This window comes from Paraburkholderia sp. EG286A, from assembly GCF_040965375.1.
In the GTDB taxonomy this organism is placed as follows: domain Bacteria; phylum Pseudomonadota; class Gammaproteobacteria; order Burkholderiales; family Burkholderiaceae; genus Paraburkholderia.
Genome location: NZ_JBFRCB010000002.1, coordinates 1,263,419 through 1,279,035, shown reverse-complemented (window position 1 = coordinate 1,279,035; position 15,617 = coordinate 1,263,419). Strand labels below are relative to the sequence as shown.

Below are 15,617 nucleotides of genomic sequence, written 5' to 3'. Positions count from 1 at the left end.
GGCAGGCATCACCGGAGCATCGCAGTTGAATCACCAGCGCGTCACCATTGAACAGATCGGCGAATTCGACGAGATCGTCGACGTCAGAACACCGCTCGAGTTTGCCGAGGACCACGTTCCCGGCGCGATCAACGCGCCCGTGCTCAGCAACGAGGAGCGCGTGATCGTCGGGACGATGTACAAGGACTCGCCCTTCGAGGCGACCCGCGTGGGCGCGGCCATGGTGGCGCGCAATATCGCCATGCATCTCGACACGCTGTTTGCCGACCGTCCGCGCAACTGGCGCCCGCTCATCTACTGCTGGCGCGGCGGCAAGCGCTCCGGCTCGATGACGGCCTGGTTCAACATGATCGGCTGGCGCGCGCGTCAACTGGACGGCGGATACAAGGCGTACCGGCATACGGTCGTCGAGGCGCTCGGCACGCTGCCCGAAGGGTTTCGCTATATCGTGCTGGCCGGGCCGACCGGCAGCGGCAAGACGCGCCTCTTGAAGGCGCTGGGACAAGCGAACGCGCAGATGCTCGACCTCGAAGGGCTCGCCGCGCATCGCGGTTCGTTGCTGGGCGCGCTGCCCGAACGGGCGCAGCCGTCGCAGAAGTCGTTCGATACGGCGCTCGTAGAGACGCTGCGCGGCTTCGACGCCACGCGCCCCGTGTTCGTCGAGGCCGAAAGCCGGCGCATCGGCGTCATCACGCTGCCGCCCGCGCTCGTCGAACGTCTGCATGCAGCGCCGTGTGTCGTACTCGATGTCGCGCGTAAAGAACGCATCGACTTGCTGCTCGAGGAGTACGGGCACCTGTTCGACGAACGTACCTATTTCCGCGAGCAACTGAACAAGCTCACGCCGCTGCACGGGCGCGAGCGCATCGAATCGTGGTGCAAGCTGCTCGACGAAGATCGCAGGGCGGAGCTTTACGAGGCGCTCGTCGCGCAGCACTACGATCCCGCCTACACGCGCAGCACGCGGCGCAACTTCGCGAAGCTCGAAAAATCGCTGCACTTCGCGTTCCAGCCGATGACGGGCGACACGCTCGCGCAAGCCCGCACGCTGCTCGCGCGGCTCGAGGAAACGGCCTACGCCGCGGAACCCGCGGACAGCGAAGCCGAAGCGCCTCGCACCGTCTGACGTATCCCCTTCCCCTTCGCGGACTTCACAAAAGGCGCGCGCCGCGATGGCTTAGCGCGAGTACATCGCGTTCCAGTCTTCGGGCGACACCGTGGCGCGGCCGCCCGATTGCGAGGCGTTCGCCACGCCGCCGTAGCTGCTGTTTGCGCCATTCAATGCGGCGACCTTCGCCTGGGCGGCCTGGATTGCTTCGGGATAGTGGGCGTTGTCGCCATCACCGACGCGGTAGCCGACCTGCTGAAGCTGCACGAGTTCGGCGCGCACCTGGGCGCGGGTGATGGTCGAGTGCGACTGCGCGAACGAAGCGGTGGGCAGGGCGGCAGCGGCAAGAACGGTGGCGACGGCAACGGCTTGAATCAGGGACTTCATGGAAACGACCTCCAGTTGGATAGGCGGTCGACGTGCGACTGTGTGTGCATGCGACCGATGTACGCATCGTATGCTCACGAATCCCTAGGGTTAACCCCTAGAATCCTAAGGCACTGTTCCAATTCGAGGCAAAGTCCGCGCGATCCGGTGCCCAACGCCGCCGTCGGCGTTGGCGCCATTACTGGCGCGGCGTGGCGTTTTCAGTCAACGATGCGGTGTGCAGGAGCTGCGCGGGCAGATCGGGCTCCCACGCTTCGAGATCCTGCGTCGGGTAAAGGCCGAACGCGTAGATCACCCGCTTGAGACGGCTCACGAAGTTGGGCCGCGGCACGTTAGGAAGCGTGCCCGGCGCGGCGTCGGCCGTGCGGGCCATGTAGTTGTACTTGAAGTCGCGCTGCGTCACGCCCCACTTCAGGAGGAATTCGCGGCCGCCGCGGTTGCGGCGAATGCGTCCCGTCGTCCGGCAGCCGAAATGGTAGATGCGGCTCGCGCCGACCGAGCGGAACGTGCGGCAGCCGACCAGCCAGAGCTTCATCAGGAAGTCGTCGTCGCTGCTCATGCCCGGCCCGAACTCGATGCTATAGCCGCCCACGCGCAGCCAAAGCTCGCGGCTCACGAGCGTCGGCTGCAGTGCGATGCCGTTGCGGTCGGCCGTGTTCATCTTTGCGGCGAATTCGAGCAGCCCCGCCTCGTTGAAGTCGGCAGGACCCGTGCCGAAGTGGGCGACCGTCACGAGGCCGTTGCCGGTGTCGGTCGGCTCGATGATCTGCGAGGCGAGATAGGCAGGCGCCTGGCCGATTTCGCGCAATGCGTCGACGAAGGCCGAATCCCAACCGGGCGTGCAGAACATGTCGTCGTTCATGAACAGGATCCACTCGGTCGTGGCGAGGCGCGCCACGTCGTTCACGGCGAGGCAGACGCCCACGTTCCCTTTGCTCCACGTATGGCGGATACCCTGCTCACGGACCCAGTCGAGCGTGCCGTCGCTGCCGTCGTTGACGTGCACGAGAATCTCGTGCTCGAACGAGGAATGGCGCCGGATGCTGTCGACGCACATCTTGAGATACGGCAGGTTATTCCAGGTCGGGATCAGAATACTGAACATGAAGGTTTGCCCTAGAAAGGGTCAGATTTGGCATCCGTGCGTTCCGTGCCCGCCGCGAGAACGGCCAGCATGGACACGTGGAAAATGGGTTCTTTCATAACGTCCTGACTACGCGGCTTTTTGGGTGCGAAGCATGACGAGAGACGCGATATTGTACGCATACATTCTTCTTACCCGAACCCGCCGCGGAAGTTCGTATCCTGCAGTGCCCGCCAAGGCAGCCGTCCCTGATTCTTCGTCAAGCGCGGGAGCCGCTATCGTGTGATAATAAGAGGTTATCTTGAAGAGCAAGTAGACCCGTGTTTCAGCAGACCAACTCAAACACTTCGTGGGTTTCGCCGGCAAGCTGGCTCGATCGCGCCGTTTCGCGGTCCTGCATGATCCCCTACCCGGGCGTGCCTTACGAGCCGGAGCCGTTTCTTCGCAGCACCAGCCGCATCAAGATCGCGAAGAAATACCTGCACAAGCAGTTTCTTCTGAAGGCGCACGGCCAGTTGCGCCTCGAACACGCGCATCTGGACCCTTCGCAGCGCATCCTCTGGGTCTACGCCAAGCGCAATTTCGGCGACGCGACGATGGACATGGCCGGCCGCGCGCTGCTCAAGGACCTGGGCATGCGCATCGATCTGCTCGCGCTCCCGTCGCTGGTGCCGCTTTTCAGCGAAGACGACGTGTTCGGCAAGGTCTACGGCGACCCGGACGAAGTCGATGCGAGCCGCTACGACGCAATCCTGCTCTCCGAGTACAACCTGCCCTCGATCCGCATCAAGACCCGGCACTTCGCGAAGCTGCCGTACGCGGGCCTGTTCCGTTACTTCAACGGCCCCGACCGCAACCAGACCCGCTTCAGCTTCGCGAGCGTCAACGACGTGTTCTCGCTCGGCCACGACGCCGACACGCTCGCCGAAATCAGCAAGCCCTATCTCGCCAGCAAGCCGGCAACGCGCGAATCGGTGCGCGGCCTCCTGCCGGCGCGTCCGTTCATCGCGATCGCGGCGGGCGGCGTCGACCCCGATCGTACCTACAACCGCTGGCCCGAAGTCGTTGAATTGCTGAACAAGTACGACAACGTGGGCGCCGCGAAGGAAATCGTCGTGCTCGGCTCCGACAACGGCACGCAGATCGCGGAGCAGTTGTGCGCGAGCGCGCCCGCTGGCGTACATATCCGCTCGTTGACCGGCAAGCTCGCGTTCCTTCAGGCACGCGAGATCGTCGCGCACGCCGAACTATTCGTGGGCGCGGACGGCGGCCTGATGCACGTTGCCCACACCACGCAAACGCCCAGCGTCTCGCTGTTCAGGGAGCAAGAGCCGCCCGCGCTGCGGCTGACCGAAGCCTGCCGGTCCATCGGCCTGCAAGGCAGCGGCAACGTGGACACCATCCCGCCCGCGCAAGTCGTCGGCGCGGTGCTGCGCCAACTCGCCGCTCACGCACCCGCTACGGCGCCCGCGGCGGCCTGATCACTCCAGACGTAACGGCTCAGGCCCACGCCGGCGCACTTTCATGACCGCGGCGCGCCTGAACGCGCGCACCGCGTCATCGCCCGGAAGACTCAGGCAGCGCTCTGCTGATACTGGATCTTGTGCAGGTGCGCGTACATGCCGCCCTTCTCGAGCAGCTGCTGGTGCGTGCCCGATTCGACGATATGGCCGCCATCCATCACGAGGATGCGGTGCGCGCGCTCGATCGTCGACAGGCGGTGCGCGATCACGAGCGTCGTGCGCCCGCGCATCAGCGTTTCCAGCGCCGCCTGCACATGGCGCTCCGACTCCGAATCGAGCGCCGAGGTCGCCTCGTCGAGAATCAGGATCGGCGCATCCTTGTAGATCGCACGGGCGATCGCCAGGCGCTGGCGCTGGCCACCCGAGAACTTCATGCCGTTATCGCCGATCAGGGTGTCCATGCCCTCGGGCAGCGCCGAGATCGTCTCCCACAGGTTCGCGGCGCGCAGCGCGCGCTCCACGCGCTCGCGGTCGGCCGTCTGGCCATAGGCGACGTTGTTCGCGACGGTGTCGTTGAACAGCACCACGTCCTGGCTCACCATCGCGATCTGGTTGCGCAGCGCATGCACGTCGTAATCGGCGATCGACACGCCGTCGACCATCACCTGGCCGCCGCTCGGATCGAAAAAGCGCGGCAACAGATTCACGAGCGTGGTCTTGCCGCTGCCCGACGGGCCGGCGAGCGCCACCATTTCGCCGGGGTTGATGCGGAACGACACATGGTCGAGCGTCACGCGGTGGCTCGCCCCATAGGCGAACGACACGTCGCGGAACTCCACTTCGCCGCGCGCGCGTTCGAGCGGCAAGCCGCCGCCCACGGGCTCGGGCGGCTCGTCGATCAGCCCGAAGATCAGCTCGGCCGCGGTCATGCCGCGCTGCAGCGGCTGATTCACGTCGATCAGGTGCTTGAGCGGCGAGATCACGAGCAGCATCGACGTGACGAACGCCACGAAGCCGCCGACCGTCGTCTGGTCGTTCGAGGCCTGCACAACGGCAATGGTGATGACGATCGCCAGCGCGATCGAAGCGAGGAACTGCGTGAGCGGCTGCGCGAGCCCGCCCGACACCGTCATGCGCATCTGGTAGCCGCGCAGGCGCCGGCTCATTTCGCCGAAGCGGTCCTTTTCGTAGCGCTCGCCGTTGTGAACCTTGACGACCTTGTAGCCGCCCACCGTCTCCTCGACGATATAGGACAGGTCGTTCGTGAGCATCTGATGCTCGCGGTTCAGCCGGCGCAGACGCCGGTTGATCTTGCTGACGAGCCAGCCGATCGCCGGCAGCAGCACCGCGACGATCAACGTGAGCCGCCAGTTCAGGTAGAACAGGTAGCCGAGCAGGAAGATCACCGTGAGCGAGTCGCGCACGAGCGTGACCAGCACGCCGAGCAGCACGCCGAGAATCTGGTTGACCTCGAACACGATCGCGTTGATGACCGTACTCGCGGTTTCGCGCTGAAAGAAGCCGACGCTCGCGTGAATCATGCGTTCGAACATCTTGAGGCGCAGCGCGAGCAGCACGCGGTTCGACACGTACTGCAGCAAGTAGCCGGACGCGTACTGCGCGAGGCCGCGTACGAGCGCCAGCCCGATGACCGCGATGGGCACCAGCCACTTCGCTTGCGGAGCGCCGCGCGTGCCGAAGCCGTGATCGAGCAGCGGTTTGAGCAGTGCGGGAATACCGGCTTCGGTGGCCGCCACCACGGCCATCGCGAGCACGCCGGCGAGGAGCACCCACATTAGCGGCTTCACATACGGCCACAGCCGCCGGCCAATCACGAGCGGCGACGACTTGGTGTCGGAGCCGATCGGCTTGCTCAAGGTTGATCTCTCGCCCAAAATTTCCTCGAAAAAAATGCGGGTAATCTGCCCGCCCCCCGGCAAACAGGTACGCCATTGTAAACGTTCGGCCCAGGAGGCGATGCATCCGCCCGGCCGGGGCCGGCGCCGGGGCGGTTTCGTCGCCGCCGGCGTTTTTGTATATACTCAGCGATTCGGCTTCGGGGCACGAACGCGCGCGCAGCAAGCGTCTGCGCGAAGCGCTCTCCGAACGCGAGGCCGGCTCCAGCCGGCCGTCCCGCCCTCTTCACCTTCTTCCAGCCATCGCGAGCCAGCGCCGATGAACGACAGCGCCAAACCCGATGCGATCAGCGTCATCGTCATCGTCAAAAACGAAGCACACGATATTCGGGACTGCCTTGCTTCCGTGCACGGCTGGGTCGACGAAATCGTCGTGCTCGATTCGGGCAGCACGGACGGCACCCAGGCCATCTGCCGCGAGTTCGGCGCGACGGTCGTCGAAACCGACTGGCCCGGTTTCGGCCCGCAAAAGCAGCGCGCGCTCGACGCGGCCCGCGGCCCGTGGATTCTCTCGCTCGACGCCGACGAGCGCGTTTCCCCCCTGCTTCGCGACGAGATTCTCGCAAGCGTGAAGACGAACGGCGCCGACCTGTTCCGCGTGCCTCGCCAGTCGAACTACTGCGGCAAGTGGATCCGCCATTCCGGCTGGTCGCCCGACTATGTGACGCGGCTCTTTCGCCGCGACGCGGCGCGCTTCTCGAACGATCTCGTGCACGAACGCGTGATCGCCGCGCCCGAGGCGCGTGTCGGCACGCTCGCTCAGGCGCTGATTCACTACAGCTTCCGCGACTTCTCCGAAGTGCTCGGGAAAATCGACAGCTATTCGACCTACGGCGCGACCCAGGGCGCGGCGCGCGGCAAGCGCGGCGGCCTGCGCAAGGCGCTGCTGCACGGCTTCTGGTCCTTCGTGCGCAGCTGGATCATCCAGCGCGGCTTCCTCGACGGCAAGATGGGCTTCGTGCTGGCGATCTCCAACGCCGAAGGCACCTACTACCGCTACCTGAAGCTCATGCTCCTCGAGACCCAGCAGTCCGCCGCCGCAAAAACCCGCGACGCCGCACCGGAGCGCCGATGAACGCGCGTCGCGACATGCTGGTTTCGGTGATCGTCAGCACCTATAACCGGCCCGATGCGCTCGAACGGGTACTGGCCAGCCTGAGCGCGCAGTCCGACACGCGCTACGAAATCATCGTCGCCGACGACGGCTCGGCCGATGCGACCCGCGCAACCGTCGAGCGCTGCGCGGCGTCGAGCCCGGTGCGCATGGAGCACGTGTGGCACCCGGACGACGGCTTTCGCCTCGCCGAGATTCGCAACAAGGGCATCGTGCAGGCCCGCGGCGATTACCTGATCTTTCTCGACGGCGACTGCGTCGCGCAGCACGATTTCGTTGCGCGCCATCGGCAGCTCGCGAGCGAGCACGCCGTCATCACCGGCAGCCGCATCCTGCTCGACGAAACGCTCACGCAACAGGTGATCGCGCAGACGATTCCGCTTGCGGACCAGGGCTTCGGCTTCTGGGTGCAGCAACGCCTCGCTGGCCACGTCAACAAGATCGCGCCCCTCTTCGTCAAGCTGCCGGATCGCGAATGGCGCGTGATCGAGCAGTTCAAGTGGCGCGGCATCAAGGGCTGCAACATGAGCGCCTGGCGCAGCGACATCGAGCGCGTGAACGGGTTCGATACCAGCTTCACCGGCTGGGGGCACGAGGACGCCGATTTCGTGGCCCGGCTCGCGAACTGCGGCGTGCACCGCAAGCTCGGCGCCTATGCCACGGAAATCTTCCACCTGTGGCACCGCGAGCAGCCGCGTGCGCAGGCAAACTCCAACGAGCAACGGGTCAAGGTGCGTATCGCGGACGGCACCGTGCGCGCCGAACGCGGTCTGGCCGAACTCGCGAGTTAAACGCGCGTTCGGCCGAACGACGGCATCGCGTGGCATGGCATGGCAGCAGTGAAAACTGCCACGCCGCCCGATCCCGTCAGTAAACGATCTCGATTTCGCTGCCCGCGAACTCGCCGCGCAGCGCGGCGAGCAGGTCGTCGGTGGGCTTGACGCGCCAGGCGTCGCCCAGACGCACTTCGCCTTCCGCCCGATCGTTGCGATAGGCGATCTGCACCGCGAGCCCGTTCGGAATGACCGCTTGCGCGCGCTCGCCGCGATCGCGCCCGAAGCCGCCGCGGCCGCGCGTTTCCGTGGCAGGCGCCGGCAGCGAGTCGTCGGGCTTCGCGCGATACGCCTCGAGCACGGTGCGCAGCGCGCCGGCATTGGCGTTGCCGTTCATCTGCAGCTTCACGGCTTGCGCGTAGCGGCTGCGCGCGCGCTCCAGATCCATCACGGTATCCACGGTGAACCGAATGCCACCGGTGAACGCGTCGTTGCGCGCCCCGCCCTGCACGACGAGCAACTCGTCTTCCTTGAAGAGCGCCTTGTGCGCCTCGAACTGCTCGTTGAACACCGTCACTTCGCACTGGCCGGTGCCGTCGTCGAGCAGCGCGATCAGCATCTTGCCGCGCTGGGTCATTTGCGTGCGCAACGAGGCGATCACGCCCGCGATCAGCTTGTCGCGCCCTTCCTTGAGTTCGCCAATCTTCTGGCGCACGAAGCGGCGCACTTCGTCCTTGTAGGCGTCGAACAGGTGGCCGGAGAGGTAGAAGCCCAGCGCCGCCTTTTCTTCCTGGAGCTTGCGCTTCTCGCCCCACGCCGGCTCGTCCACCAGTTCGTGCGCGGCGAGCGGCGCGTCGCCCATGTCGAAGAGGCCGGCCTGCATGGCGTTGGCGCTCGCCTGGTCGGCGGCTTCCATCGCCATCGGCACGGAGGCGAGCAACTGTGCGCGGTTCGCGTGAATCGTATCGAACGCGCCGGCGCGAATCATCGCTTCGATCGTGCGGCGATTCACGAGACGACGGTCGATGCGCTCGCAGAAGTCGAACAGGTCCTTGAACGGACCGCCCTCTTCACGCGCGCGCAAGATTTCTTCGATGGCGTTCTGGCCGCTGCCCTTGATCGCGCCGAGACCATAGCGGATCGTGCGCGAGCGCTTGCCTTCGGCTACGCTGGCGTCGGCCACCGGCTCGAAGCGGTACGCCGAGGCGTTCACGTCCGGCGGTAGCACGACCATCTTGTTGGTCAGGCAGTCCTCGAAGAGGATCTTCACCTTGTCGGTGTCGTCCATGGCGAGCGACATATTCGCCGCCATGAATTCGGCCGGATGGTGCGCCTTGAGCCATGCCGTGTGATAAGCAAGGAGCGCGTAAGCGGCCGCGTGCGACTTGTTGAAGCCGTAGCCCGCGAACTTCTCCATCAAGTCGAAGGTCTCGTCCGCCTTCTCGCGCGTTAGGCCATTCTTCGCCGCGCCTTCCGCAAAGATCTCGCGGTGCTTGGCCATTTCCTCGGGCTTCTTCTTGCCCATCGCGCGACGCAGCAAGTCCGCGCCGCCGAGCGAGTAGCCGCCGATGATCTGCGCCATCTGCATCACCTGCTCCTGGTAGACCATGATGCCGTAGGTCTCTTTCAGAACAGGTTCGACACGCGGATCGGGATACTCCACCACTTCGCGGCCGTGCTTACGCGCGCAGAAGCTCGGGATCAGGTCCATCGGACCCGGACGATACAAGGCCACGAGCGCGATGATGTCCTCGAAGCGGTCGGGCTGCGCGTCCTTTAGCATGCCCTGCATGCCGCGGCTTTCCAGCTGGAACACGGCGACCGTATTCGCTTTCTTGAGGATCTGGAACGACGGCGCGTCGTCGAGCGGCACCTGGGCGAGCGACCAGTCCTGCTTCGACGGATCGAGCCTGCGGATATAGCGCTCGGCCCAGTCGAGAATCGTCAGCGTGGTCAGACCCAGAAAGTCGAACTTCACGAGGCCGACGGCTTCCACGTCGTCCTTGTCGTACTGGCTCACGACGCCGCTCTCGTCGCCCTGGGTGTAGAGCGGGCAGAAGTCGGTGAGCTTGCCGGGCGCGATCAGCACGCCGCCCGCGTGCATGCCCACGTTACGCGTGAGACCTTCCACGAGCTGCGCGAGGTCGAGCAGCTGGTGCACTTCGTCTTCGTTGTCGTAGCGCTCCTGCAGGAGCGGCTCTTCCTTCATCGCGTCGGCGATGGTGACGTGCTTGCCCGGCTTGAACGGAATCAGCTTGGCGACGCCATCGGTGAAGTTGTAGCCGAGATCGAGCACGCGGCCGATGTCGCGCACCGCGGCCTTCGCGGCCATGGTGCCGAAGGTGGCGATCTGCGAGACGGCATCCGCGCCGTACTTCTCCTTCACGTACTGAATGACGCGATCGCGCCCGTGCTGACAGAAGTCGATGTCGAAGTCGGGCATCGACACGCGTTCCGGATTCAGGAAGCGCTCGAACAGCAGGTTGTAGCGCAGCGGATCGAGATCGGTAATGCCGAGCGCGTACGCCACGAGCGAGCCCGCGCCCGAACCCCGGCCCGGCCCCACCGGCACGCCGTTGTTCTTCGCCCAGTTGATGAAGTCCGCAACGATCAGGAAGTAGCCCGGGAAGCCCATCTTGATGATGGTCCCGCACTCGAATTCGAGCCGCTCGTTGTAGCGTGCGCGCTCCTGTTCGCGTTCGGCTTCGTTCGGATACAGCTGCACGAGGCGCTTTTCGAGACCTTCCTTCGAAAGCTGTACGAGATAGTCGTCGAGCGAGAGGCCGTCGGGCGTCGGGAACAGCGGCAGCTTCGGCTTGCCGAGTTCGAGCGTGAGATTGCAGCGTCTGGCGATTTCGATGGTGTTCGCGATCGCCGAAGGAATGTCCGCGAACAGCGCGGCCATTTCTTCCTGCGTGCGAAAACGCTGATCGGTCGTGAAGCGCTTCTGGCGGCGCGGATTCGCGAGGATGTCGCCCTCCGAGATGCACACGCGCGCTTCGTGCGCGGTGTATTCCTCGTCGGTCATGAACTGCATGGGGTGCGTGGCGACCACCGGCAGCTTCAGTTGCGACGCGAGCGCCACCGCCTGCTCGACATACTGCTCGCCGCCGGGCTGGCCGCAGCGCTGCAGCTCGATGTAATAGGCGTTCGGAAACAGCTTCGCCCAGCGCTGCGCATGGCGCTTCGCGCTTTCCGCATTGCCCGCCGCGAGCGCGAGACCCACGTCGCCCTGTTGCGCACCCGAGATCGCAAGCAGGCCCTCGCCGAGTCCTTCTTCGAGCCAGGCAACGTCGACTTCCGCGCGGCCGCGATACTGGTTCGTGAGCCACGCCTTGGAAAGCAGCTCGCACAGATTCAGGTAGCCGAGCTTGTTCTTCACCAGCAGCAGGAGGCGCGACGGCTTGTCGCGGTCGTCGGGATTCGTGATCCAGACGTCGCAGCCGGCGATGGGTTTGACCCCTTTGCCACGGGCTTCGGTGTAGAAACGGACGAGGCCGAATGCGTTGCCGAGGTCGGTGAGCGCGAGCGCGCCCTGGCCGTCTTTGGCGGCCGCCTTGACGAGGTCGTCGAGGCGCACGATGCCGTCGGCAATCGAGAATTCGGAGTGGACGCGGAGATGGACGAAGCGGGGATCTGACATGGCCGTCATTGTACCTTCAGGGGCACGCGATTTTCGGCACACGCTCGCATGAGCAGGTGATGCTGGCCGTCTGGCCAGGACCTTGCGCGGGCGCGGGGCCGCCGCACGGCATGTCGACTACGCCGCAGGCGGCGCGAGGCGCGATTGAGGGATAATAGCGGATTGCGCCCGCCGCGCGCCCTGCCCCAATTCCCGTTTTCGGGGGACCGCAGTTTGGACCCGACATTGACAGGCAAGCACGCGCGCCCGGCTCCGGTTTCACGCGCGCTTTTATGGCGCTTTTCCAGTTGCACCATGCGTATCCTCAATCTCTCCGCTTACCAGTTCGCCACGCTCGAGAAGACCGCCGAGTGGCGTCCGCTCGTGCTCGAGCGCTGCCAATCGCTCGATTTGCGGGGCACGATCCTGCTCGCGCCGGAAGGCATCAACCTGTTCGTCGCCGGCGATGAAGGCAACGTGCGCGCCTTCATGGACTACATCAACCACGATCCGCTCTTCGAAGGCAAGTTCGCGACGCTGAAGTTCAAGGAAAGCCTCTCCGAAACGCGGCCCTTCAACCGCATGCTCGTGCGCCTGAAGCGCGAGATCATCACGATGAAGAAGCCTGCGATCCGCCCCGAAGAAGGCCGCGCGCCTTCCGTGGCGCCCGTCGTGCTCAAGGAATGGCTCGACCGCGGCTTCGACGACGAAGGCCGCCCGGTCGTCATGCTCGACACGCGCAACGCGTTCGAAATCGACCTCGGCACGTTCGACAAGGCACTCGACTACCGCATCGACAAGTTCAGCGAATTCCCCGGCGTGATCGAGGCGAACCGCGCCGACCTCGAAGGCAAGACGGTCGTGTCGTTCTGCACCGGCGGCATCCGCTGCGAAAAGGCGGCCATCCACATGAAGGAAGTGGGCATCGAGCACGTGTACCAGCTCGAAGGCGGCATTCTCAAGTACTTCGAGGAAGTGGGCGGCGCGCACTACAGCGGCGACTGCTTCGTGTTCGACCAGCGCACCGCGCTCAATCCGCAGCTCGAACCGACGGACACCGTGCAGTGCTTCGCGTGTCGCGCCGTCGTGACGCCGCAGGAGCAGGCTTCGCCGCTCTACGTCGTGGGCAAGAGCTGCCCGGCGTGCCATCCGGAGCGCGCGGGCGCGACGGATGCGGCGGCTCAGGCTGCCGCTTAAGCCGCGCGCGTGAGCGCAACGCCGCAAGGGTATCGCGGGCGCTTCGCACCCTCGCCCACTGGCCCGCTGCATTTCGGCTCGCTCGTCTCGGCGCTGGCGAGCTGGCTCGACGCGCGGGCGCATGGCGGCACCTGGCTCGTGCGCGTGGAGGACATCGACGGCCCGCGCACCGTGCCGGGCGCAGCCGAAGACATTCTCGCGACGCTTGCGGCCTTCGGCTTTCACGCCGACGAACCAACCGAATGGCAAAGCCGCCGCACCGGTCTTTACCGCGCGGCGCTCGACCGGCTGATCGCCTCGGGCCACGTCTACCCTTGCGGCTGCACGCGCAAGGAAATCGCCGATTCGCAACTGCGCGCGCATCAGCGCAACACCACGCTGATCTATCCGGGCACCTGCCGCGATGGCCTGCACGGCAAGCCCGCCCGCGCGTGGCGGCTGCGCGTGCCCGACGAAGACGCTGTTGACGACCCTGCCGGCGCGCACGCCAATCCCGCGCTGATCCGCTTCGACGATCGCTGGCAAGGCCCTCAGCACCAGAATCTCGCGGCCGAAGTCGGCGACTTCGTGCTGCTGCGCGCGGACGGCCAGTGGGCCTACCAGCTCGCCGTCGTCGTGGACGACGCCGACCAGCGCATCACACACGTGGTGCGCGGCGCGGACCTGCTCGACTCGACGGCGCGGCAAGTCTGGCTCCAGCAGTGTCTCGGCGTGCCGACGCCCGTGTATCTGCATGTGCCGGTCGTGACGAACGCGGACGGCGATAAGCTCTCGAAGCAGACCGGGGCGCAGGCCCTCGACGTGTCACGCCCACTGGAAGCGCTGATGGCCGCGGCGCGGCACCTGGGCCTCGCCTTGCACGATCCCGCGCCCCCGACGCTCGCAGCGTTCCAGCTCGACGCGATCGATGCGTGGAAACGGCGGCTCGCGCAATTGCCGGCCGCATAAACAAAAACGGCATGCCGCCCGGAGCGACATGCCGTTTTTTCTGCGCCGCGCGAATCTTTCGCGCGCGAACTCAGCTCGACGAAGACGACGTCGGCTTGTTGCGCCACGACGACCCGAGGCCGCCCAGCAGCGCCGCGAGCGGCTGCTTCGATTGCTGTTTTTGCGGCGCGGCGTTCGCGGGCTTGTCTTCGGCCTTGCTGCGCGCAGCCGCCGAGGGCTCGTAGGGCTTCAGGAAAAAGTCGTCGATCGGCTGCGAACGATGATGATGCGGGCGCTCGAACGACGCCGCTCGGCGGTGCGTACCGCGCTCGCCACGCTCGCCGCGGCCTTCGCGGCTTTCATAGCCGTCGCGCTCGCGGCGGCGGCCGCCACCCTCGTGATGCGGCACCGGCACGTCGACCACGAGGCGCTCCACGGTCAGCGGACGCTTGATGAGCTTCTCGATATCGGCGAGCTGCTTCTTCTCGTTCGGGCTGCACAGCGACAGCGCGTCACCCGAGGCGCCCGCGCGGCCGGTGCGGCCGATGCGGTGCACGTAGTCTTCGGCGTTGAACGGCAGGTCGAAGTTGATGACGGCGGGCAGCTCGGCGATGTCGAGGCCGCGCGCGGCCACGTCGGTTGCCACGAGCGCTTCGATTTCGCCGCGCTTGAAGGCGTCGAGCGCCTGCATGCGCTCGCTCTGCGTGCGGTCGCCGTGGATCGCGGCCGCGACGATGCCCTGCTTTTCGATCTGGCGCGCCAAACGGCTCGCGCCGATCTTGCTGTTACAGAACACGATCACCTGCTTCAGGCCCCGGTCGCGGATCAACTGAACGACCGCGCCGGTCTTGTCGCCCTCGGCGACTTCGTATACCACCTGGGTGACATTGGTCGCGGTGGAGTTGCTGCGCGCCACCTCGATGGTCTGCGGCGTGCGCAGATAGGTCGCGGCAAGCTTCTTGATCTCGCCCGAGAACGTGGCCGAGAACAGTAGCGTCTGGCGCTCCTTCGGCAGCAGGTTCAGGATGCGCTGCAGGTCGGGCAGGAAGCCCATGTCGAGCATGCGGTCGGCTTCGTCGAGCACGAGCATCTGCACCTGACCCAGGTTCGTGGTCTTTTGCTGCACGTGATCGAGCAGGCGGCCAGGCGTCGCGATCAGGATTTCCACGCCGCGGCGCAGCTCGTCGGACTGCGGATTCATGTCGACGCCGCCGAACACCACCGCGCTGCGCAGCGGCGTGTGCTGGGCATAGGTGCGCACGTTGTTGGCGACCTGGTCGGCCAGCTCGCGCGTGGGCGTGAGAATCAGCGCGCGCACGGGATGGCGGGCGGGCGAGGCGCTCGTGCTCGCCATCGGCAGGAGGCGTTGCAGGATCGGCAGCGAGAAGCCCGCCGTCTTGCCCGTGCCAGTCTGCGCTGCAGCCAGCACGTCGCGGCCCGTGAGCACCACGGGAATCGCCTCCGCCTGGATCGGCGTGGGCGTCGTGTAGCCCTGCTCCTTGATGGCCCGGAGAATTTCGGGGGCCAGACCAAACTGGTCAAAGTTCGCAGTGCTGGGCGTGACGGCTGTGTCGGACATGGTGGCTTCGCTATAAAGGCGCTATTCGCGCAAGGCGCGGGAGCGCCTCAAAAGGTCACTGCTGGGCATTGCAGGTCGATCAAAGGCGCCGGACAACACGTCAGGCGCCCTGCGGCGACGGGCGGAACACACGCCCGCGAGGGCCTCCCGGCAAACGGATGGCCCGGGACGGCCCGTGGACGACGAGACAATCTGCCGGGGGACGGGGCGCTGGCTCCATCGCCGCGCTCGCTCGGGTTCAACCCAGCCAGACTCGCTCGATTCCAGATGGTTCCGGCACCGTCCTCGTCTATTGACTGGCGTGCGCACCGGATATGTCAAAACGGCTCGATCGGCGATTCAGGCCGATCCAGCAAGCCTCGGGGCGGCTTGCTGCCTGCTTGCTGCCTGCTTGCTGCTTGCTTTCTGCCGGCGTTCTGCCCGCCCTTTGTGGCAGGCGCAAAGGGC

General features: G+C 65.8%; 11 protein-coding genes. 6 read left to right on the top strand and 5 right to left on the bottom strand.

Annotated elements, in window-relative coordinates:
* Positions 1-25: 25 nt before the first annotated feature.
* On the top strand, positions 26-1,126 hold the full coding sequence (mnmH, locus tag AB4Y35_RS12305; RefSeq protein WP_368704578.1) for a tRNA 2-selenouridine(34) synthase MnmH: 1,101 nt from the start codon (positions 26-28) through the stop codon (positions 1,124-1,126).
* A 51-nt stretch (positions 1,127-1,177) separates the two neighbouring features.
* Here mnmH and AB4Y35_RS12300 read toward each other — a convergent pair whose 3' ends face one another.
* Both AB4Y35_RS12300 and AB4Y35_RS12295 read right to left on the bottom strand, forming a co-directional pair.
* A complete protein-coding gene (locus AB4Y35_RS12300) occupies positions 1,178-1,495 on the bottom strand; it encodes a DUF4148 domain-containing protein (protein ID WP_324160048.1) in 318 nt (105 codons plus the stop codon).
* A 178-nt stretch (positions 1,496-1,673) separates the two neighbouring features.
* Positions 1,674-2,600, bottom strand: a complete 927-nt coding sequence (locus tag AB4Y35_RS12295) for a glycosyltransferase family 2 protein (RefSeq protein WP_368704577.1) — start codon at positions 2,598-2,600, stop codon at positions 1,674-1,676.
* Positions 2,601-2,977: 377 nt separating this feature from the next.
* Between AB4Y35_RS12295 and AB4Y35_RS12290 the strand changes: the two genes are divergently transcribed.
* Complete coding sequence (locus AB4Y35_RS12290) at positions 2,978-4,060, top strand: glycosyltransferase family 9 protein (RefSeq protein ID WP_368704576.1); 1,083 nt, start codon at positions 2,978-2,980, stop codon at positions 4,058-4,060.
* 92 nt (positions 4,061-4,152) lie between these two features.
* Here the strand turns inward: AB4Y35_RS12290 and msbA are convergent, their stop codons facing one another.
* Positions 4,153-5,937 carry a lipid A export permease/ATP-binding protein MsbA gene (msbA, locus tag AB4Y35_RS12285; RefSeq protein WP_368704575.1) on the bottom strand — a complete coding sequence of 595 codons (1,785 nt, stop codon included), beginning with the start codon at positions 5,935-5,937 and terminating at the stop codon, positions 4,153-4,155.
* A gap of 280 nt (positions 5,938-6,217) precedes the next feature.
* On the opposite strand from msbA, the gene AB4Y35_RS12280 reads away from it, so the two are divergent.
* Entirely contained in the window at positions 6,218-7,033 is an 816-nt protein-coding gene (locus AB4Y35_RS12280) for a glycosyltransferase family 2 protein (RefSeq protein ID WP_368704574.1), read from the top strand.
* The gene (locus tag AB4Y35_RS12275) at positions 7,030-7,863 is read left to right on the top strand and encodes a glycosyltransferase family 2 protein (protein WP_368704573.1); all 834 of its coding nucleotides are present in this window, start codon (positions 7,030-7,032) and stop codon (positions 7,861-7,863) included. The genes AB4Y35_RS12280 and AB4Y35_RS12275 overlap by 4 nt, the downstream gene beginning before the upstream one ends.
* Positions 7,864-7,939: 76 nt before the next feature.
* On the opposite strand, the gene dnaE is transcribed toward AB4Y35_RS12275, so the two are convergent.
* The gene (gene dnaE, locus AB4Y35_RS12270) at positions 7,940-11,497 is read right to left on the bottom strand and encodes a DNA polymerase III subunit alpha (RefSeq protein WP_368704572.1); all 3,558 of its coding nucleotides are present in this window, start codon (positions 11,495-11,497) and stop codon (positions 7,940-7,942) included.
* Positions 11,498-11,782: 285 nt separating this feature from the next.
* Between dnaE and AB4Y35_RS12265 the strand changes: the two genes are divergently transcribed.
* Positions 11,783-12,664: a sulfurtransferase gene (locus AB4Y35_RS12265; RefSeq protein ID WP_368704571.1), complete on the top strand. Its 882-nt coding sequence runs from the start codon at positions 11,783-11,785 to the stop codon at positions 12,662-12,664.
* A 9-nt stretch (positions 12,665-12,673) separates the two neighbouring features.
* Entirely contained in the window at positions 12,674-13,612 is a 939-nt protein-coding gene (gene gluQRS, locus AB4Y35_RS12260) for a tRNA glutamyl-Q(34) synthetase GluQRS (protein WP_368704570.1), read from the top strand.
* A gap of 70 nt (positions 13,613-13,682) precedes the next feature.
* Here the strand turns inward: gluQRS and AB4Y35_RS12255 are convergent, their stop codons facing one another.
* Positions 13,683-15,170: a DEAD/DEAH box helicase gene (locus AB4Y35_RS12255; protein ID WP_368704569.1), complete on the bottom strand. Its 1,488-nt coding sequence runs from the start codon at positions 15,168-15,170 to the stop codon at positions 13,683-13,685.
* Between the last annotated feature and the right edge of the window lie 447 nt (positions 15,171-15,617).